Source organism: Brevundimonas sp. BH3, assembly GCF_045345115.1.
Classification (GTDB): domain Bacteria; phylum Pseudomonadota; class Alphaproteobacteria; order Caulobacterales; family Caulobacteraceae; genus Brevundimonas.
On sequence record NZ_CP150796.1, the window covers coordinates 2,189,845 to 2,206,997 of the forward strand.

At 59.3% G+C, this 17,153-nt stretch carries 18 protein-coding genes; 9 read left to right on the forward strand and 9 right to left on the reverse strand.

Annotation, left to right across the window (positions count from 1 at the left end):
* Window positions 1-69 precede the first annotated feature (69 nt).
* On the forward strand, window positions 70-876 hold the full coding sequence (locus WEU32_RS10720; protein ID WP_312136275.1) for an inositol monophosphatase family protein: 807 nt from the start codon (window positions 70-72) through the stop codon (window positions 874-876).
* A gap of 75 nt (window positions 877-951) precedes the next feature.
* Here the strand turns inward: WEU32_RS10720 and WEU32_RS10725 are convergent, their stop codons facing one another.
* Entirely contained in the window at window positions 952-1,086 is a 135-nt protein-coding gene (locus WEU32_RS10725; RefSeq protein WP_312812383.1) for a hypothetical protein, read from the reverse strand.
* Window positions 1,087-1,262: 176 nt separating this feature from the next.
* Here WEU32_RS10725 and WEU32_RS10730 point away from each other — a divergent pair, with 176 nt between their 5' ends.
* A complete protein-coding gene (locus WEU32_RS10730) occupies window positions 1,263-2,291 on the forward strand; it encodes a glycerophosphodiester phosphodiesterase family protein (RefSeq protein ID WP_312136271.1) in 1,029 nt (342 codons plus the stop codon).
* Between the two features lies 1 nt (window position 2,292).
* Here the strand turns inward: WEU32_RS10730 and WEU32_RS10735 are convergent, their stop codons facing one another.
* Window positions 2,293-4,140: an ABC transporter transmembrane domain-containing protein gene (locus tag WEU32_RS10735; protein WP_312136270.1), complete on the reverse strand. Its 1,848-nt coding sequence runs from the start codon at window positions 4,138-4,140 to the stop codon at window positions 2,293-2,295.
* A gap of 132 nt (window positions 4,141-4,272) precedes the next feature.
* Between WEU32_RS10735 and rpmE the strand changes: the two genes are divergently transcribed.
* Together rpmE and WEU32_RS10745 are read left to right on the forward strand one after the other, a co-directional pair.
* Window positions 4,273-4,497: a 50S ribosomal protein L31 gene (rpmE, locus tag WEU32_RS10740; protein WP_167176814.1), complete on the forward strand. Its 225-nt coding sequence runs from the start codon at window positions 4,273-4,275 to the stop codon at window positions 4,495-4,497.
* A gap of 154 nt (window positions 4,498-4,651) precedes the next feature.
* On the forward strand, window positions 4,652-6,205 hold the full coding sequence (locus tag WEU32_RS10745) for a L,D-transpeptidase family protein (RefSeq protein WP_312812378.1): 1,554 nt from the start codon (window positions 4,652-4,654) through the stop codon (window positions 6,203-6,205).
* A 73-nt stretch (window positions 6,206-6,278) separates the two neighbouring features.
* Here WEU32_RS10745 and WEU32_RS10750 read toward each other — a convergent pair whose 3' ends face one another.
* Window positions 6,279-6,782 (reverse strand): DUF1465 family protein, encoded by a 504-nt coding sequence (locus WEU32_RS10750; protein ID WP_406853436.1) that lies wholly within the window; start codon window positions 6,780-6,782, stop codon window positions 6,279-6,281.
* Between the two features lie 134 nt (window positions 6,783-6,916).
* On the reverse strand, window positions 6,917-7,117 hold the full coding sequence (locus WEU32_RS10755; protein ID WP_312136265.1) for a DUF1192 domain-containing protein: 201 nt from the start codon (window positions 7,115-7,117) through the stop codon (window positions 6,917-6,919).
* Between the two features lie 102 nt (window positions 7,118-7,219).
* Between WEU32_RS10755 and WEU32_RS10760 the strand changes: the two genes are divergently transcribed.
* Complete coding sequence (locus WEU32_RS10760; protein WP_406851879.1) at window positions 7,220-8,191, forward strand: NAD(P)H-quinone oxidoreductase; 972 nt, start codon at window positions 7,220-7,222, stop codon at window positions 8,189-8,191.
* A gap of 60 nt (window positions 8,192-8,251) precedes the next feature.
* Here the strand turns inward: WEU32_RS10760 and WEU32_RS10765 are convergent, their stop codons facing one another.
* Window positions 8,252-8,911 (reverse strand): beta/gamma crystallin-related protein, encoded by a 660-nt coding sequence (locus WEU32_RS10765; RefSeq protein ID WP_312136261.1) that lies wholly within the window; start codon window positions 8,909-8,911, stop codon window positions 8,252-8,254.
* Window positions 8,912-9,122: 211 nt separating this feature from the next.
* On the opposite strand from WEU32_RS10765, the gene WEU32_RS10770 reads away from it, so the two are divergent.
* Entirely contained in the window at window positions 9,123-9,788 is a 666-nt protein-coding gene (locus WEU32_RS10770; protein WP_312136259.1) for a cell cycle transcriptional regulator TrcR, read from the forward strand.
* A gap of 69 nt (window positions 9,789-9,857) precedes the next feature.
* Here the strand turns inward: WEU32_RS10770 and WEU32_RS10775 are convergent, their stop codons facing one another.
* Window positions 9,858-10,031 carry a DUF465 domain-containing protein gene (locus tag WEU32_RS10775; RefSeq protein ID WP_312812373.1) on the reverse strand — a complete coding sequence of 58 codons (174 nt, stop codon included), beginning with the start codon at window positions 10,029-10,031 and terminating at the stop codon, window positions 9,858-9,860.
* A 164-nt stretch (window positions 10,032-10,195) separates the two neighbouring features.
* On the opposite strand from WEU32_RS10775, the gene WEU32_RS10780 reads away from it, so the two are divergent.
* From WEU32_RS10780 to WEU32_RS10790, 3 genes are read left to right on the forward strand one after another with little or no spacing between them, the layout of a single operon-like run.
* Complete coding sequence (locus WEU32_RS10780) at window positions 10,196-10,750, forward strand: UbiX family flavin prenyltransferase (RefSeq protein WP_406853437.1); 555 nt, start codon at window positions 10,196-10,198, stop codon at window positions 10,748-10,750.
* Window positions 10,747-11,226 (forward strand): TIGR02444 family protein, encoded by a 480-nt coding sequence (locus WEU32_RS10785; protein ID WP_406851880.1) that lies wholly within the window; start codon window positions 10,747-10,749, stop codon window positions 11,224-11,226. The genes WEU32_RS10780 and WEU32_RS10785 overlap by 4 nt, the downstream gene beginning before the upstream one ends.
* Window positions 11,227-11,267: 41 nt before the next feature.
* Complete coding sequence (locus WEU32_RS10790) at window positions 11,268-11,492, forward strand: YdcH family protein (RefSeq protein WP_406851881.1); 225 nt, start codon at window positions 11,268-11,270, stop codon at window positions 11,490-11,492.
* Between the two features lie 59 nt (window positions 11,493-11,551).
* Here the strand turns inward: WEU32_RS10790 and WEU32_RS10795 are convergent, their stop codons facing one another.
* The 3 genes from WEU32_RS10795 to WEU32_RS10805 all read right to left on the reverse strand — a co-directional run bounded on the left by WEU32_RS10795 (window position 11,552) and on the right by WEU32_RS10805 (window position 17,011).
* Window positions 11,552-12,025: an Lrp/AsnC ligand binding domain-containing protein gene (locus WEU32_RS10795; protein WP_312136253.1), complete on the reverse strand. Its 474-nt coding sequence runs from the start codon at window positions 12,023-12,025 to the stop codon at window positions 11,552-11,554.
* A 146-nt stretch (window positions 12,026-12,171) separates the two neighbouring features.
* The gene (locus WEU32_RS10800; RefSeq protein WP_406851882.1) at window positions 12,172-13,950 is read right to left on the reverse strand and encodes a DUF885 domain-containing protein; all 1,779 of its coding nucleotides are present in this window, start codon (window positions 13,948-13,950) and stop codon (window positions 12,172-12,174) included.
* A 94-nt stretch (window positions 13,951-14,044) separates the two neighbouring features.
* The gene (locus WEU32_RS10805) at window positions 14,045-17,011 is read right to left on the reverse strand and encodes a TonB-dependent receptor domain-containing protein (RefSeq protein ID WP_406851883.1); all 2,967 of its coding nucleotides are present in this window, start codon (window positions 17,009-17,011) and stop codon (window positions 14,045-14,047) included.
* Between the last annotated feature and the right edge of the window lie 142 nt (window positions 17,012-17,153).

Here is a 17,153-nt window from a genome sequence, read left to right on the forward strand (position 1 = left end):
TTTGACTTCTCCGTCCATCCGGGGCTTTGGCCCTGAAACCAAAGGATGCACGGATCAGGAGATCGACTAATGGCTCTCGCTTCCGCACTTCTGCAGGTCATGATGGACGCCGTCCGCAAGACCGCCCGCCCGATGCTCCGTGACTTCGGCGAGGTTTCGCAGCTTCAGGTTTCTCGCAAGGGCCCTGCCGATTTTGTTACCGCAGCCGACGTCAAGGCTGAGGATACCCTCTTCGAACTGCTGATGAAGGCCCGCCCGGGTTACAGCTTCCTCGGCGAAGAGCGTGGTTTGGTCGAAGGTACCGACAAGACCCACATGTGGATCGTCGACCCGATCGACGGCACCACCAACTTCATGCATGCCATGCCGCATTTTGCGATCACGGTCGGCCTGCAACGTACCCACCCCGATGGCACCGCTGAAATCGTCGCCGCCGTGACCTATAATCCGGTCATGAACGAGATGTTCTGGGCCGAAAAAGGCAAGGGCTGCTATCTGAACGACAGCCGCATCCGTCTGGCTGGCCGCAAAGAATTGGCGGAATCGCTGGTCGCCACCGGCCTGCCCTTCATCGGCAAGTCGGGCCACGCCCAAGCCATCAAGGACATCCACGCTGTGGGCCAGCGCGTCGCCGGTATCCGTCGCCTGGGTGCGGCATCGCTGGACTTCGCATGGGTCGCGGCTGGCCGCTATGACGCCTTCTTCGAGCGCGGCCTGCAGCCGTGGGATGTCGCTGCCGGCATCCTGCTGGTGACCGAAGCCGGTGGTCTTGTCACCACCATCGAGCAAGACGGTGATCCCAAGCAAGGCAAGACGATTGTCGCGGGCAATCCCGACATTCAGTCCAAGCTGCGCAAGGTGCTGCAAGGCGCCTGATCCAGCAAACCGCTTAAAATAACGGGCGCATCCTAAACCGGGATGCGCCCTTTTTTATGCAATCTGTTCCAAAATCTACGGCTGGAATACCACGAAGGTCACATCCCGGAATTGCTGGCTTTGGCCAGCAGGGACCACCAGTGCGGCTGTCGCAGCCCCCGCAGCCCCAGGCACAGCCGCCAGCACAAATGCCAGTGCAGCGCCGCGCAATATTCTATGTCTCACTTCCCCTCCAAGGTCGTGAGGACAAGAACTACCGCCACTCAAGATGCCCCATGCACCTGCAAGGGCCATAATATAATTTTGGTAAGCTATTGCCGCGCCCCACTTACGGGGTGTGTAAAGCTGCACTTGTCTTGCCCCATGTTCTGAGGCTCCATCCCGACATGCTCAGCGTCGTTCTTGCCGTCTCATCCATGCTGGCCACGCCAGAAATCATCGCCCACCGCGGAGCCTCGGGCGAGCGCCCCGAACACACGCGCGCCGCCTATGAGCTGGCCATCCAACAGGGTGCCGATTTTATCGAACCCGATCTGGTCATGAGTGCGGACGGCCATCTGGTTGTGCGCCACGAGAACGAGATCGGCGAAACCACCGATGTGGCCGATCATCCTGCCTTTGCGGCCCGTAAGACCACGCGCATCATTGATGGGATCGAAGTTACCGGCTGGTTCACCGAAGACTTTACGCTGGCAGAACTAAAGACCCTGCGTGCCAAGGAACGCCTGCCCCTGCTTCGCCCCGCCTCCAGCGCCCATGATGGCACTGACGAAATCCTGACCTTTGACGAGGTGGTCGCCATTGCCCGCGAGGGCAGTAAACGCACCGGTCGCAGCATCGGTGTCGCGCCTGAACTGAAACATCCGCTGCATTTTCGCGGCTATGGCCTGAACATCGAAGACGTATTTGTTGCCGAGGCACAGCGTCTTGGTCTGACAGGGGCAGACGCACCCATACTGGTGCAGTGTTTCGAGGTCGGCCCGCTGGAGCGCCTGTCCAAGCGTATCGACGCGCCCCTCCTGCAACTGATGCAGGTGTCCGGCAGCCCTGCCGACCGTCCCAACCTGACCTATCAGTCCATGGCCACGCCGCAAGGTCTGGCCACCATCCGCACCTATGCCGCCTCTATCGGGGTTCAGGACCAGATGATCCTGCCACGCGGTGATGATGCGGCCACCCTGCCCGCGACCTCTCTGGTCGGCGATGCCCACGCCGCGGACCTCAAGGTCGTGGTCTGGACCTTCCGTGCCGAGAACGCCTTCCTGCCTCTGGAACACCGCTCAAACGAAAGCCCGTCAGACCACGGCGATCTGACGGGCTATCTACAGCGTTTCTACGACCTGAAGGTCGATGCAGTCTTCAGCGACTTTCCGGCCATAGCGGTCGGGGCCAAGCTGGGCCGCCTGCCGCAATAACTCAGTCGTTCTGGAACTGGAGCTTGGCAAGGCGCGAATACAGCCCGCCCTTGGCCACCAGTTCGGCATGAGTGCCTTCCTCGACCACCTGACCGGCATCCATCACCACAATGCGGTCAGCCCGCAGGACGGTGGCCAGACGGTGGGCGATAACCAGCGTGGTACGCGTCTCCATCGCCTGATCCAGAGCGACTTGAACCAGACGCTCGTTCTCGGCATCCAGCGCACTGGTGGCTTCGTCCAGCAACAGGATCGGTGCATCGCGCACCAGAGCACGCGCAATAGCCAAACGTTGACGCTGACCACCCGACAGGCTCTTGGCGCGTTCGCCAAGCGGGGTATCAAACCCTTGCGGCAGGGCTTCGATAAAGGCCAGAGCCTGCGCCTCGGATGCGGCCTGTCTGGCCTGTTCCAGCGTTGCGTCCTCGCGGCCAAAGCGGATGTTTTCCAGCGGCGAGCCCGAGAACAGCGGCGCTTCTTGTGAAACCCATGCATAGCGGCTGCGCACCTCGACCGGATCGGCCTTGCGCACATCCACGCCATCCACCGACACCAGACCCGATTGCGGATCATAGAAACGCAGCAACAGACGGAACACAGTGGACTTGCCCGCGCCCGACGGCCCGACCAGAGCCACCGTCTCGCCCGGACGCACCGTCAGGCTAAAGCCTTTAAGCGCCGTCAGGTCAGGACGGCCCGGATAGGCAAAGTCCACCGCCGACATGGACACCTCGCCGCGTGCCGGAACCGGCAGAACGCTGGGGTTGGCAGGTGCCGCAATCGCAGGCTCTGCCCGCATCAACTCGTCGATACGCTCCATAGCGCCCGCGGCCTTTTGGACATCGCCCCAGCTTTCGCCCAGAGCGCCCACAGCCCCCGCCGCAAACACCGACAAAAGCACGAACTGCAACAGCGAGCCTGGCGTCATATTTCCGGCCACCACATCCTGCGCGCCCAGCCACAGCACCAGAGACACACCACCGAACATGACGGTGATAATCATGGCGGTCATGACAGCCCGCGCGCGCATACGCTTCAGCGACGCGCCAAAGGCCATTTCCACAGCGGCATCAAAACGGCCACGCGCATTGTTTTCACGCCCAAAGGCCTGAACCGTTTCCAGCGCATCGACGCTTTCACCGGCAAAACCCACGGCACCGGCGAACGTATCCTGTGATTGCACGGTCAGCTTGCGGACCTGACGCCCGAACAGGAACAGCGGCACAATCAGGACCGGCACGATCAACAGCACAAATGCTGTCAGCTTGGGACTGACAAAGAACAGCAGGATGGTCGCGCCGATCAGGGTCAGGAAGTTGCGCAGCGCATAGCTGATGGAGGTGGTCAGCAACGTATCGACCAACTGGATATCGGTCGTCATGCGCGACAACACCTCGCCGGTACGCATATGGGCAAAGAAGACCGGATCCAGCGACAGGATACGCGCAAACAGTCCCTGACGAAGATCGGCAATCATGCGCTCGCCGGTCTTAGTCACATAGAAATAACGCAGCGCCGTCAGCAAACCCAGCACCAGCGCATTGGCCCCGAGAATACCGAACCAGAAGTTCAGATGTGCTCCGCCATTTTCAAAGCCGGTATCAATCGCACCGCGCGCCGTCGCCGTCAGCGCCAGCGAGGCCACGGTCGAGCCCACAAGGAAAAGGGCCGATAACAGGGCATGGCCCTTATGCGCCGCCAGATAGGGCAACAAGCGTCCAAGTGGCTTGACGTTACGGCTGCGTCCGCGCTTTCCGGCCGCTTCGCCAATCTGTTCAGCCAGCAGGGCACCGGCCCCCGGGCGACCTTGAACGGCAGATTCAGTGGGTGTGGCATTTTGCTGGTTCATAACCTGCTCTTGCCCCGTAACGCCCCTCGGTGTAAACGCCCGACCTCGCTCCCACCGTCTCGCACGGCGGGATTCTCGAATTTACGCGCAGTGACGGTCGGAATCGTCGTCGCGCAGAGACGGATTTACATTATGAAGACCGATACGCACCCGGACTACCACTTCATCAACGTTGTGATGACCGATGGCACCACCTACCAGACCCGTTCGACCTACGGCAAAGAAGGTGAAACCCTGAACCTCGACATCGACCCGACCTCGCACCCGGCCTGGACCGGTGGCAACGGCCAGATGCTGGACCGCGCCGGCCGCGTGTCGCGCTTCAACGGCAAGTTCGGTGGCTTCCTCAAGAAGTAAGTCCGTTACCGTTGGTGACAACAAGAAGCACCGCTCCGAAAGGGGCGGTGCTTTTTCTTTAACCGGAACAGGGATAACCTGCGGACGTTCAGATCAGGACAGCAGATATGGTGTCTGCCGGAATGGTCGAATGGACAGTATGAGCGGATGGGTTATGAATCGACGTGAATTGGGTCTGGGTGTCGCAACGACATCCCTGACTCTGGGTGCAGCAAATGCGTCACTGGCACAGGTACAGGTGACGGTTACAAACACCCTCCCCCCCGCTCTTGACGCCCAGATCAGCCGCCTATCCCAAGATATCCAGCCCGATGTTCGCAAGGTTTACGAACTGACTGGCGGTCGCCCCGTATGGAATGCTGAGCGCCTTCGTATCCTTCAGGATGTCGCCAGCCGCGCCGAGCATCATGCCCTGCATGCCGGTGACTACTTCGATTTTGTCGGTCTTGCCGCCCAACCCGATACGGCTGAGGTGCGCTCGACGGCTGCGGCCCTGACCTATGCCAAGGTCCTCGCCCACGGTCGTATTGCGCCAGAGAGCGTTGAAGAACTCTGGGAGATGCAAAAGAACAGCGTTGATGTGGCTTCGGGCCTCGTTGGGGCACTAAACGGCAATCTATCGGCATGGTTCGACGGTCTGGCACCGCAGGATATCGGATATAAAAACCTGTCGGCAGGCTATGTTCGTTATCGTCGCATTGCCCGTGACGGTGGCTGGCCCGCCTTTACCGTCGGTGCCCAGATCGAACCGGGGGCCAGCGATCCGCGCGTCCCCGGTCTAATTAAACGGCTCAGCCTCGAAGGCGATATCAATGCCTCGACAGCGTCCAGCCTCGGCAGTACTAGCGTTTATAACGCCTCAGTTCAGCAGGGCATGCGCAGTTTTCAGGCCCGTCATGGTCTGGGTGTGGATGGTCGCGTTGGTCCGGCGACCCAGCGCTCTCTCAGCACCTCTGCCGAAGATCGCGCCCGTCAGATTGCCCTCAATCTGGAACGCCGCCGCTGGCTGAAGCGCGAGTTGCAGCCCGAACGTATCGAGGTAAATACCGCCGCCGCCATCATGGTTTACTGGAAGGACGGCCAGCCCGTTCACTCTAACCGCGTCGTCGTCGGCTCGCATGCAAACCAGACCCCCAGTCTGGAACGCGACTTTGCTTCAGTGGTCGCCAATCCGCCGTGGACCGTGCCGATGGGCATTGCCCGGCGTGAAATCCTGCCCAAGGGCCCGGGTTATCTGGCCGCCAACGATATGTATATCAACGATAATGGCTGGGTGGTGCAGCGCGCCGGTCCCCGCTCGTCGCTGGGCTATGTAAAGTTCGAGCTGCGCGACAGCTATGCCATCTTCCTGCACGACACGCCCAGCAAGGGCGCGTTCAATCTGTCGGTGCGCCAGCGCAGCCACGGCTGTGTGCGTGTGCAGAACGCTGTGGAATTTGCCAGACTATTGCTGTCTCCCGATCCGGTCCGTCTGGAGCGTTTCGATGCCGCACAGGTCAGTGGCGATACCACCCGCGTTCAAACCGGTCGCAAGATCGGGGTGCGCCTGTTGTACTGGACAGCCTTTGTCGACGGTCAGGGGCGCGTCGCATTCCGCGAGGACTCCTATCGCCGCGATACCAAGCTGGCCCGCGCCATGGGTATCGACGTCCGTCTGCCTGAAGTCTTATCCGAAGCCCCTGCGGACAAGGATGACGACTGGCTGTAAGTTTAGTCTTTCATACAAAGAAAAAGGCGGCAGGTCTGACACCTGCCGCCTTTTTCTTTGGCATATCGGGCCCTTAGCCAAATGCCGCTTTCAACCGCTCGATCTGGCTCAGCACGCCGTTGGCCGGTGGCTCTTGCTCGTAGGCTACATACATTTTCTGATCCAGAAAATAGGTCCGGTCATAAAGGCGCTCTGCCCTCTGGACATAGTCTACCAATACGGTCGGCAACTCTTTTGAAAGAGGCTCGGCCTTCACTTCACGCCCTGCCAACCGATAGCGTGATTGGAACGCGACATCGGCCTCGAGATTACCCTCGTTCACCGCCCGCTGTACCAACAGCCACGACGCGATCTGCATCAACCGCGTCGTTAATTTCATACTTTCACCGGCATAGCTCAGCGCCGCAGACCGCGTCAGAAGACGCGACTCGCTACGACCATCCCCATCCAGATAGGCCGCCGTTTCCTCGACCAGTTCGATGCCCTCTCGGAACAGGCGCTGGAACAGTTCGGAGGATGTAAATTTCAACACTTCGGTCGTGCGGACCGACGTATTGGTTGGCAGTTCATCGACCAGTGTCACGTCGTTTCCATCCCCACATGCCACCCCTGTTCGAGGGGCAACCCACAGTCTCTAGTCTACTGCCAAGCTTGGAAACAACCTTGTTATGTCCAAGGGCATGCGCGCCGCAAAACCTATCCCCTGTCAGGTTAAAATTTAAACAGCGCATCTGCCGCACTACGCTGGGACGACTTGGATACAATAGCGGCTTTGACACGGGCAATTTCAGCTTCAAGCGCCGCAATCCGCGTTTCCAAATCCGTCACAGAATAAGGCTCAAGATCCTCGCGGATCAGGGCATGTAGGCTGTCCCCACCTGCCGGATCATTTTCCAGATCTTCAAAAGACATACGCGCCTCCTGGACCAAATATGCGCCCGTATTCATGGCCGAACGCCTTGCGACCGCGTAGAAGACGCTCGAAACTGTTTTTTGGCAAGTCAGGATCCCCCCATGCGCACCATCGAAATCACAGACGGTAAAGGTCCGGCCTCGGCGCTGGTTGTGGGACAGCGCCCTGTTCCACAGCCACAAGCAGGCGAAATCCTGATCCGTGTGCGAGCCGCGGGTGTTAACCGTCCCGATATTGTCCAGCGTAACGGCTTTTACCCGGCTCCTGCGGGCGCGTCCGACATTCTGGGTCTGGAAGTGGCTGGCGAGGTCGAAGCCATCGGTGAAGGCGTCACCCGCTGGGCTATCGGCGACAGGGTTTGCGCCCTTCTGGGCGGCGGCGGCTATGCTGAATATGTCTGCGTCGATGCCCGTCACGCCCTTCCCATACCGTCGGGACTGGAATTTGAGCAGGCCGCTGCCCTGCCCGAAACCGTCTTTACCGTCTTTACCAATATGTTCGAGGGCGGGGCGCTGAAGGCTGGCGAGACCCTGCTGATCCACGGCGCGACCAGCGGCATTGGCGTTATGGCGATCCAGATGGCTAAGGCCGCCGGGGCCCGCGTGATTGCCACCAGCCGCACAGCGGCCAAGGCCGAAGCAGCCAAAGCCTTGGGCGCCGACATCTGTCTGGATAGCAGCACGCAAGATCTTGCCGCCGAAATTAAGGCGGCCGGGGGCGTAGATGTGGTTCTGGACATGGTCGGTGCCGCCTATGCCGACCTGAACCTGCACGCACTCAAAGAGCGCGGGCGCTGGGTGATGATTGCCAACCTCACCGGCAACCGCGCCGAAATCGACCTGCAACGGATCATGTTCAAGAAACTGGTATTGACCGGCTCGACCCTGCGCAGCCGCCCTGCGGACGAGAAAGCCCGCTTGGCCGCAGCGGTCGAGACCACGGTCTGGCCGTGGATCGAACAGGGTCACGTCAGTGCCCGCATCCATGCCCGTTTTCCGCTAGATCAGGCCGCACAGGCTCACGCCGAACTGGAAGCCGGCGACCATGTCGGCAAGGTTGTTCTGATCCCTTAAGATACAAAAAGGGGCCGGATGTGATCCGGCCCCCCCTTCTTGTTTTATGCGTCCAGCTTTTTATCGCGGACGATAATTGTCATAACCACGGCCCACAGGACGCATCGACGAGATGGTGTCGTTCAGGCGCAGTCGGCTCAGGTCACGGGTATTTGTCGAGATGCGCTCGCAACGGCCGCGGAAATAGGCGTCAGTGCAGATTTCCCACGTTCCGCTATTGCGCGCAAAGCGGATCGAGCTGACGGCATCGTTCATGCCATGGTCGCGCAGATTGCTGACTTCGCGATCAAATGTCAGCGACTGGCCACGATAGTCGGCATCACGATAAACGGTGATCGATCCACCGCGACCATTATTCCAGCCATTGTCCCAGCCACCGCCCGGACGATGACCATTGCCATTTCCAGGACGGTTGCCGCCCGGACGACCATTGTCTTCGTAATCACCGCGATGACCGCGGCAGACCAGCAAGCCGTTATCATTACTGATATCGCTGCTGGAGCAACGGTTCAGCTCGATGGAAGTCTCGCGAATATTGCCTCGCATGTCGCGGCAATCGGCATACAGGCGTCCCTGATTCACATAGGAGCCTGTGCAGGACTGTGCATAACTACCGCGCGGAGCACCGCGAGCCTGAGCATCTGCGGGCGTAGCCGAGGCAAAACTGACGCCGCCAGCGACAACCGTCAAAGCGGCCAAGGCTGCAAATCCATTCTTCATCGGTCACCCTTTCCAAATCTGGTGCCAAACATTCATTCAACGGATGCAGCATGACAGCAAAAATATGAACCCTAGCTGTATGGAGCTGGCAGTCAGCGTTTTCTTTTTAGCGAAATAAGCCTATAGTCGTTCCATCGCGCCCGGCCGAAAAGGTCGGGCGCCGTCGTATCCAACGCCCGATTTTCGGGCCTGAACCACCGGGATAATGCCCATGTCCGAGATCCTTATGCCCAAGGCCACTGCGGTCTGGCTGGTGGAAAACACCTCGCTGACCTTCGAGCAGGTTGCCGATTTCTGTGGCCTGCACCCGCTGGAAGTTCGCGGCATTGCCGATGGTGATGTGGCTCGCGACATCCGTGGTGCTGACCCGATCGTCAACGGCCAGCTGACCCGCGAAGAGCTGGAAAAAGCCCAAGCCGACGGGACCTATCGCATGAAGGCCGTGGTTTCGCGCCATGCCGAACTGCTGAAGCCGGTCAAGACGGGCCCGAAATACACGCCGGTTTCGCGCCGTCAGGACCGTCCGGACGCCATCATGTGGTTCGTTCGCAACCACCCGGAAGTGCCGGATGCCCAAATCGCCAAGCTGCTGGGCACCACCAAGGCCACCATCGAGTCGGTGCGTAACCGCACCCACTGGAACTCGCCAAACATCAAGCCGGTCGATCCTGTGACGCTGGGCCTCGTCGGCCAGCTGCAACTGGATGAAGTGGTCCGCAAGGCCGCCGACAAGAAGGCCAAGGAAGACGCCAAGAACGGTATCCTCCAGCCGGTCGAAACCGCTCCGGAAGAGCCTGTTGTCATCTTTGAAGAAGACATCGACCACTTCGCCAATGCCGAACCGACCGCAGAGTCGGTGTTCGGTTCGCGCGACTGATCGCACGGCACCAAAATGCAAAAGGCTCCGAAGTTCTGCTTCGGAGCCTTTTTCTTATCCTCTATCCAATCAGTGCATTCGGCTTTCCAACAGACCAATCTCTTCCTTAAGCTTCAGCTTCTGTTGTTTAAGCCCTCTGAGCCGCGTGGCATCCGCCGTAGGTCGTCGCATTTCCTGCTGGATCGTATCGTCCAGATTGCGGTGACGGTTACCCAATTCTCTAATACGCGCCTCAATCGTCATGGCTTGCGCCTCCATGTCTAAGGGACGAAGACAGTGAGCGCCGAGAACGCCTGTAAGGGGAATCACATTCCGGTGACATTCCTTGGTATAGACTGTCTGACTGCCCCCGTTTCGAAAGGTCGCCGCTCTTGAATCCCGCCGCCAATGCCTCGACGCCCTCCCGCATGGTTGTGGGAATTTCCGGAGCTTCCGGCGTGATTTATGGCGTCCGCGTGCTGGATGCCCTGAAAGAAATGGGCATCGAAAGCCATCTGGTCATTTCGCGTGCGGCCCTGCTGACCCTATCACAAGAAACTGATCTGACGCCGGACGATGTCACACAGCGTGCCAGCGTCGTTCACAAGATCGGCGATGTCGGTGCAACGATCGCGTCCGGATCATTCCGCACCATGGGCATGATTATCGCCCCCTGCTCAGTGCGGACCATGGGCGAAATCGCCACCGGCGTCACGTCCACCCTGCTGACCCGCGCCGCCGATGTGGTGCTAAAGGAACGCCGCACTCTGGTACTGATGGTGCGCGAGACACCGCTGCATCTGGGCCATCTGAAGACCATGACGGCGCTGGCCGAAATGGGGGCGGTGATCGCCCCGCCCCTGCCCGCCCTGTATGCCCGCCCTGAAAGCGTCGAGCAGATTATTGACCAGTCGGTCGGCCGTGCGTTGGACCTGTTCGGCCTCGATTGGCACGCCGTGCGCCGGTGGGAAGGCCTGAAATGACCCTCGCGACAACAAGCCTGTGGGACTGGACTCTGGCCGCCTATAAGCGCGAGGGCGTGCCCGAGGCCTGTCTCGCTCTTCAGGACTTTCACGAACAGAATGTCTGCCTACTGTTGTGGGGGGCGTGGTGCGCCGAAACCGGCCGCTTACCGGACGAGGAAACGCTTGAGGCCGCCGCCGATACCGCCCGCGCATGGGAAACGACTACGGTGGCCCCTTTGCGGGCCATACGCCGCACTTTGAAGACCCCTGTGCCCGATCTCGAAACCGAGGCACGCCTGTCGGTGCGCGACCAGATCAAGACGCTGGAACTCAAGGCCGAGCGCCACCTGCTGGATCAACTCCAGGAACTGGCACCACCCGCTTCGGGCAAGACACGCCCCGCGCTGGACGGTATGGTCGATGCCGCACGTCTGTGGACCCGCATCATCCCTCGTCCGGCCCTCAAGACATTGTCCGAACGGCTTTCAGCCTGACCCCCGCTCGGTTATAAACCCGCAGCGCGTGGGGAAGCCTTATGAACGATCACGATCTTATCGAATCCGAAGACGAAAAAGCTCTTCTGAAACAACTGGCCGAGTTGCAGCAGGAGCATGCCGATCTGGACGCCTCGATTCATGCTCTGGCTTTGATGCCGGTGCCCGACCAGATGATGATCGCCCGCCTCAAACGCAAAAAGCTGTCGCTGCGGGACGAGATCGTCAAAATACAGGATCAAATTCTGCCCGACATCATCGCCTGAGCGGCATCCAATCCCCGCACACAAAAAAGGCCCGCCAGAGCGGGCCTTTGTCATTGGGCTTATAGCGGCAGGACCGAGGTATCTTTGACCTCTTCCATCACCGCATAGGTACGCGTTTCGCGCACCCCCGGCATAACCACCAGCGTATCGGCCAAGAAGGCACGATAGGCCGCCATATCCTTCATACGGACCTTGACCAGATAGTCGAAGCCGCCTGCCACCATGTGGCATTCCAGAACCTCGGGAGAGCGACGGATGCGGGCGGCGAACTGGTCGAAAATGTCGGAGGTCGTGCGGTCCAGCATAATCTCGACAAAAACCAGCAATTCGCGCTCCGCATATTTCGGATTGATCAGGGCCGTATAACCCATGATCACCCCGCGCTCGCGCAGACGGCGCACGCGCTCGAAACACGAAGAGGCCGACATATTGCATGCCGCCGCCAAATCCTGGTTCGTTATGCGTCCATCCTGCTGCAACGCGCGTAAAATACGGCGATCTGCATCATCGAGCTTATAATCATTCGAGCTCATATCTGCTCCCCCACAGAACATACTACCCGCTTTTATTGTCAGAGCCTCGCGGCCTCGACAATGGCCGTTCTCACCATTTTTATGCCAAAACAGCCCTAAAAGCCCGACCTATCCGTAAAAGGATCGGATAGGCCGACTTTTATCCATTATCGTGCGGCCTCGGCCTTTTGTTCTGTGATGAAGGCTTCCATCTCGGCGGTCATGGCCGGAATGGTTGCAACGATCAGGCCGATCAGCTTGTCGTGGAATTTACGGATGTCGAAGTCGGCACCCAGCTCGGCTTCAGCCTTGGCCCGCAGACGGACAATCTCGATCTGGCCCAGCTTATAGGCCAGAGCCTGCCCCGGCCACGTGATGTAGCGATCGATTTCAGTACGGATTTCATGGTCCGACAGTGCTGTATTATTCGTCAGATAGGCCAGAGCCTGATCACGGGACCACCCCTTGGAGTGAAGGCCGGTATCAATCACCAGACGGGCCGCACGCCACATCTCGTAATTTAGACGTCCGAAGTCCTCATAGGCGTTTTCATAGACGCCCATTTCGACACCCAGTTTCTCGGTGTACAGACCCCAGCCCTCGCCGAAGGCCGAGATATTGGCTCCCAGACGCCATGCTGGAAGGGCGGGCAGTTCGCTACGCATCTTGCCATGCCAAGCGTGGCCCGGATTGCACTCGTGTACCGTCAGGGCCGGAATATTGTAACGCGGGCGCGACGGCAGGTCATAGGTATTGAACGAGCAGTTGCCGCGGCCAGCCGTATAGAAAGGCGCGATATTGGCCGGAATTTCCGACACGTCGAAGGTCTGGCGCGGTTGCAGCTCGAAATACTGAGCCATCTTGCCGTCGACCTTCTTCACCACCCATGCCGCATGCCACAGCAGGTGTTCAGGCTTGTCATAGGTGAATTGTTTGTCGGTCTTCAGAAAGCGGGTAAACTCGTTGAATGTGCCGGTCCAGCCGGTCGAGCGCATCACGGTTTCCATTTCCGCGCGAATGCGGGCGACCTCGGCCAGACCGATCTGGTGGATTTCGTCCGGGGTCATATCGACGCTTGTGTATTGGCGGATCTGGCTTTGGTAGAAGGCCTCGCCGTTTGGCAGCTTGTCAGCCCCCAGCGTCGTGCGTGTGGCCGGCAGGTATTCGCTGCGATAGAAGGTCAGCAGATTCTGGAAGGCCGGAACAGCGATCTGGCCGATAACCTGAACAGCTTCGGCGCGCAGGCGCTGTTGATCGGCTTCAGAAATCCCTGACATAAACTTAAATGGACCATAGAGCTGGTTCTCGACCGGATTGGTCTCCTCGCTGATGGTCGAGATCGAAATATCGCGCCCAGACAGAGCCTCGCGCGGCTGCACAAAGCCACGGGCGATACCGGCGCGCATATTGACGATCTGCTGATCGAAATGAGCCGGCGCGGCGCGCAGGCGGTTCAGGTAGCGCTCGTAATCGGCAACCGAACCAAATGTACCGTTGGCCATGCCCGAAACGCCTGACCAGAACGAACTGTCGGCATTGAACGGCATTTCATACAGGCCGAACTGGATGTCCTCGACGAAGCTGTCGATCTGGTGCTTGTAGACCGAGTAGTTGGTACGCTCTTGAGGCGACAGGTCATTCAGCGAAATAGCATTCAGACGCTGCTGTACGTTCAGCCAATAGGCCAGTCGACGTGCTTGTCCTTCCGCACTGACGTCTGGAAAGCGAGCAGAACCACGGCTCGGCATTTCCTGACTGCGCCATGTCCATTCTTCATCGGCGATGGCGCGAAACTGTGCATCCAGCGCGGTCAGAGGCGGTGCAACAGTATTGTTGGCGACCGCGGGTGCCTGGGCCTGTGCTGTTAAGGGTATAGCCAGCGTCGATCCGGCGACCATGAGGCCTATGGCGGTGGCAATAGCGCTGTGTGCGATCAGCGTTTTCATCTTTTCCCCTCTGGAAATCTCAGGGCCGCTCCCTCGGGCGGGCCCCCAAAGGTAATGAAGCCGTCCGGCGACCGGACGGCTTCAACCATTTTACTTAGAAGCGGGCGTTCACGCCCACATAGATATAACGGCCCAGATTGTCGTAAATGCTGGCGTTAAACCCGTTGTAGAGCGAGGTGCCCGTCCAGGTGAACGGGGTCTGCGGCGGGGCTTCGTCGGTGAAGTTGTTGATACCGCCGAAGACCGAATAATCACCGAAGCGATACTCGGCACGCAGGTCGTGGGTTGTCCATGACGGAGCCTTCCACACCTCATAGGTACCCGGTGCATCCTGGTTCGAACGCACCACGCTGCTCAGGTAGCGGTTCGAATAGGACAGCGACACGTTGTCATAGTCCCATGTCACGCGGAAGTTCACGCGGCGCTTCGGATTGGGCGCTTCACCCGCCTGTTCGTCGCGCACGCTGGCATCGCCCGGCACCGGATCATAGGTCAGTTCGTCGAGGAAACCGGCAGCCGCGCTGAAGGACAGCGAGCCATAATCCGGCAGCCCCAGCGAAGCCAGATCGGTACGGTAGGACGCGGTCACATCCCAGCCCGAGCTGGTATATTCAGCCACGTTCATCACCTGATTGACGACGCGGGCAATATTGCCATCCGGTCCACGGGTCACATTACCGCAGAAGGGATTGTCCAGCGTCGGGCTGTCCACGCAGTTGTCGATGATGGTGCGTGCGCCGAACGAGGCAATAACGTCGCTGATATTGATGTCATAGTGGTCGATCGTGACCGCCAGACCCGGAATGAAGGACGGGGTCAGAACCACGCCCAGCGTCAGGGTTTCACCCTCTTCCGGCGACAGGTTTTCATTGCCCTTGCTGACCGAAGGCTTGGTGCTGACCGACTGGGTAAAGTTCGGGTCCAGACCCAGCGCCGCACAGTTCTTGGCACGGTTGGCCGGATATTTACCGAGGCCCAGACGCGAGGCGTCGCACGGATCGGCAAAATCGGCATAGCCTTCGCTGCCACCGTTGAACAGTTCGCTGATGTTCGGCGCACGAACGGCCTTCGCATAGTTACCGCGGAAGCGGATATTGCGGTCCACAGTCCATTCCAGACCCAGACCGAAGCTGCCGTCGCCGCCCGTGGTGCTGTAATCCTGATAACGATAGGCACCGTTCAGGTTCACATATTGGGCAAACGGAACATCGGCCAGCAGAGGCAGGTTCACCTCAAGGAAGACTTCCTTGGACTGGTATTCGCCTTCGGTACGGGCCTGTACGTTCTGGAAGATCAGACCCTGCTGCGAACGGATGTCCGGCACCATCTGGCTGTATTCTTTACGCCATTCCACACCGGCTGCGAAGGCAACCGGCAGAGCCGTACCGCTGAACAGCGACGGGAAGCTGAACAGCTCGCCATTGACGCTGGCCACGGCGTTCCACTGACGGATTACATCGTCACGCACAGTATAGATGTAGGAATAGTCCAGCGCTTCCTGCGAAGCCAGACCGGCACCGAACAGGTTCAGCGGCTGACAGCCATTGGCGCGTGCTGCCAGATCACGGCAAACGATCTGGCCGTTTACGGAGACGGCATCGATCGAGTCATAGAACTCTTTTTGCAGACGGTCGAAGTTCACGAACTGCGACTTGGTCTCGCCATAGTTCACATAGGCTTCAAAATTCCAGCCGTTCTTGAACGAACCGTCCAAGCCGGTGACGAAACGCAAGGTGTCGTATTCCGAGGTGGTCGTGCGGATACCGAAGTCGGTATCGATACGGCTGATGTCAAAATACTGGCGCTTCAGAGGATCTTTGTCATCAACCGGAAGAGCGCCGCCCGCCATCACCGCCCGCAACTCCGGCGATATGAAGGCGTTGTCGGCATAGATGCGATAGGCGTTACCCGTCGAGCGGCCCGGAGAGGTATCGGCAAACGTACCGTTACGCGCCTGGCTGCTGGCTTCCATGTGGAAGTATTTGGCTTCGGCAAACAGGTTCAGAGAGCTGAACAGATCACCCGAGGTGTTGAACTGGTGGCGCAGTTGCATCTCGCCGCCGAAACGCTCAACCGGCGTACGCAGCATGTCGTCACGCAGCTTGAAGCCGTCACCACCGATGGACAGCTTCTGTTCGCGGCCCTGCGCGTCATACAGGATCTGGCCACGGTCAAAAGTGGTCAGCTTGCCATCCGGTGTAAAGGTCAGGCTGAAGGGCTTGGCAGCACCAACCTGCGTGACAATAACCGGCGTGAAGAAGTCGTTCTGGGTGTTGGTATAGACGTCACGCGCCATGATGAACGACGGCAGGCCGTCATTGGCACTCTTCTTGTTCGGGTTCGGAATTTCCGCCAGCGCGCTCATGGCATAGTCACGCTCGTGGCGCATCATGCCTTCGGCCTTGTCATAGGTCAGAGCGCCCATGATGTTGGTGCGGCTGTCGTTAAAGTTGCGGCCCATCGCGACCGAACCGAAATAGGTTTGCGGGCCATCCGCCGAGCCGTACTGGGTCTGGAAGGTGATGCCGTCAAAATCTTGTTTGGTGATGAAGTTAACCACACCGGCCACGGCGTCGGCACCATAAACAGCCGACGAACCACCCGTCACCGTGTCCACACGGGCGATAGTGGTCTTGGAGATGGTATTGATGTCCACGGCGCTGGTACCCGCCGCACCGGCGACGTGACGACGACCATTGACAAGAACCAGAGTGCGGCTGGAGCCGAGGTTACGCAGGTTCAGCGTAGCCAGACCCTGACCGTTTACCGAGTTGGTTGTGCTGGAAGCCGACGATCCCAGACCGGCCGACGGTTGGCGTGCCATGACGTCGATCAGGTTGGTGCTGCCGATGGCCTCGATCTCGCCAGCATCCACCACCGCCACGGGCGTCGCCGCCTCGATGTTCGGACGACGGATACGCGAGCCAGTGACGACGATGTCGCTGACCGAGGTGGCTTCTTCTTGTTCGACAACATCCTGCGCCGTTGCCACGGGAGCAAAAGCCAGTGTCGCAACACCGGCCAGGATTGTCCCTGCCTTGAGGTAAGTGGAGCGTCTCATTTCGTCATCCCCTAGCTATGACTTCCCTTGCGGGCACAGACCCGCAATCGCCTTCCCTCAAAGGCGTTACAGGGATTGGATTTTTGGTTTTACCGGGCGGTTCTATACCCGCCGCCCGTGAGTTCTCTTTAAAGCTCGGTCA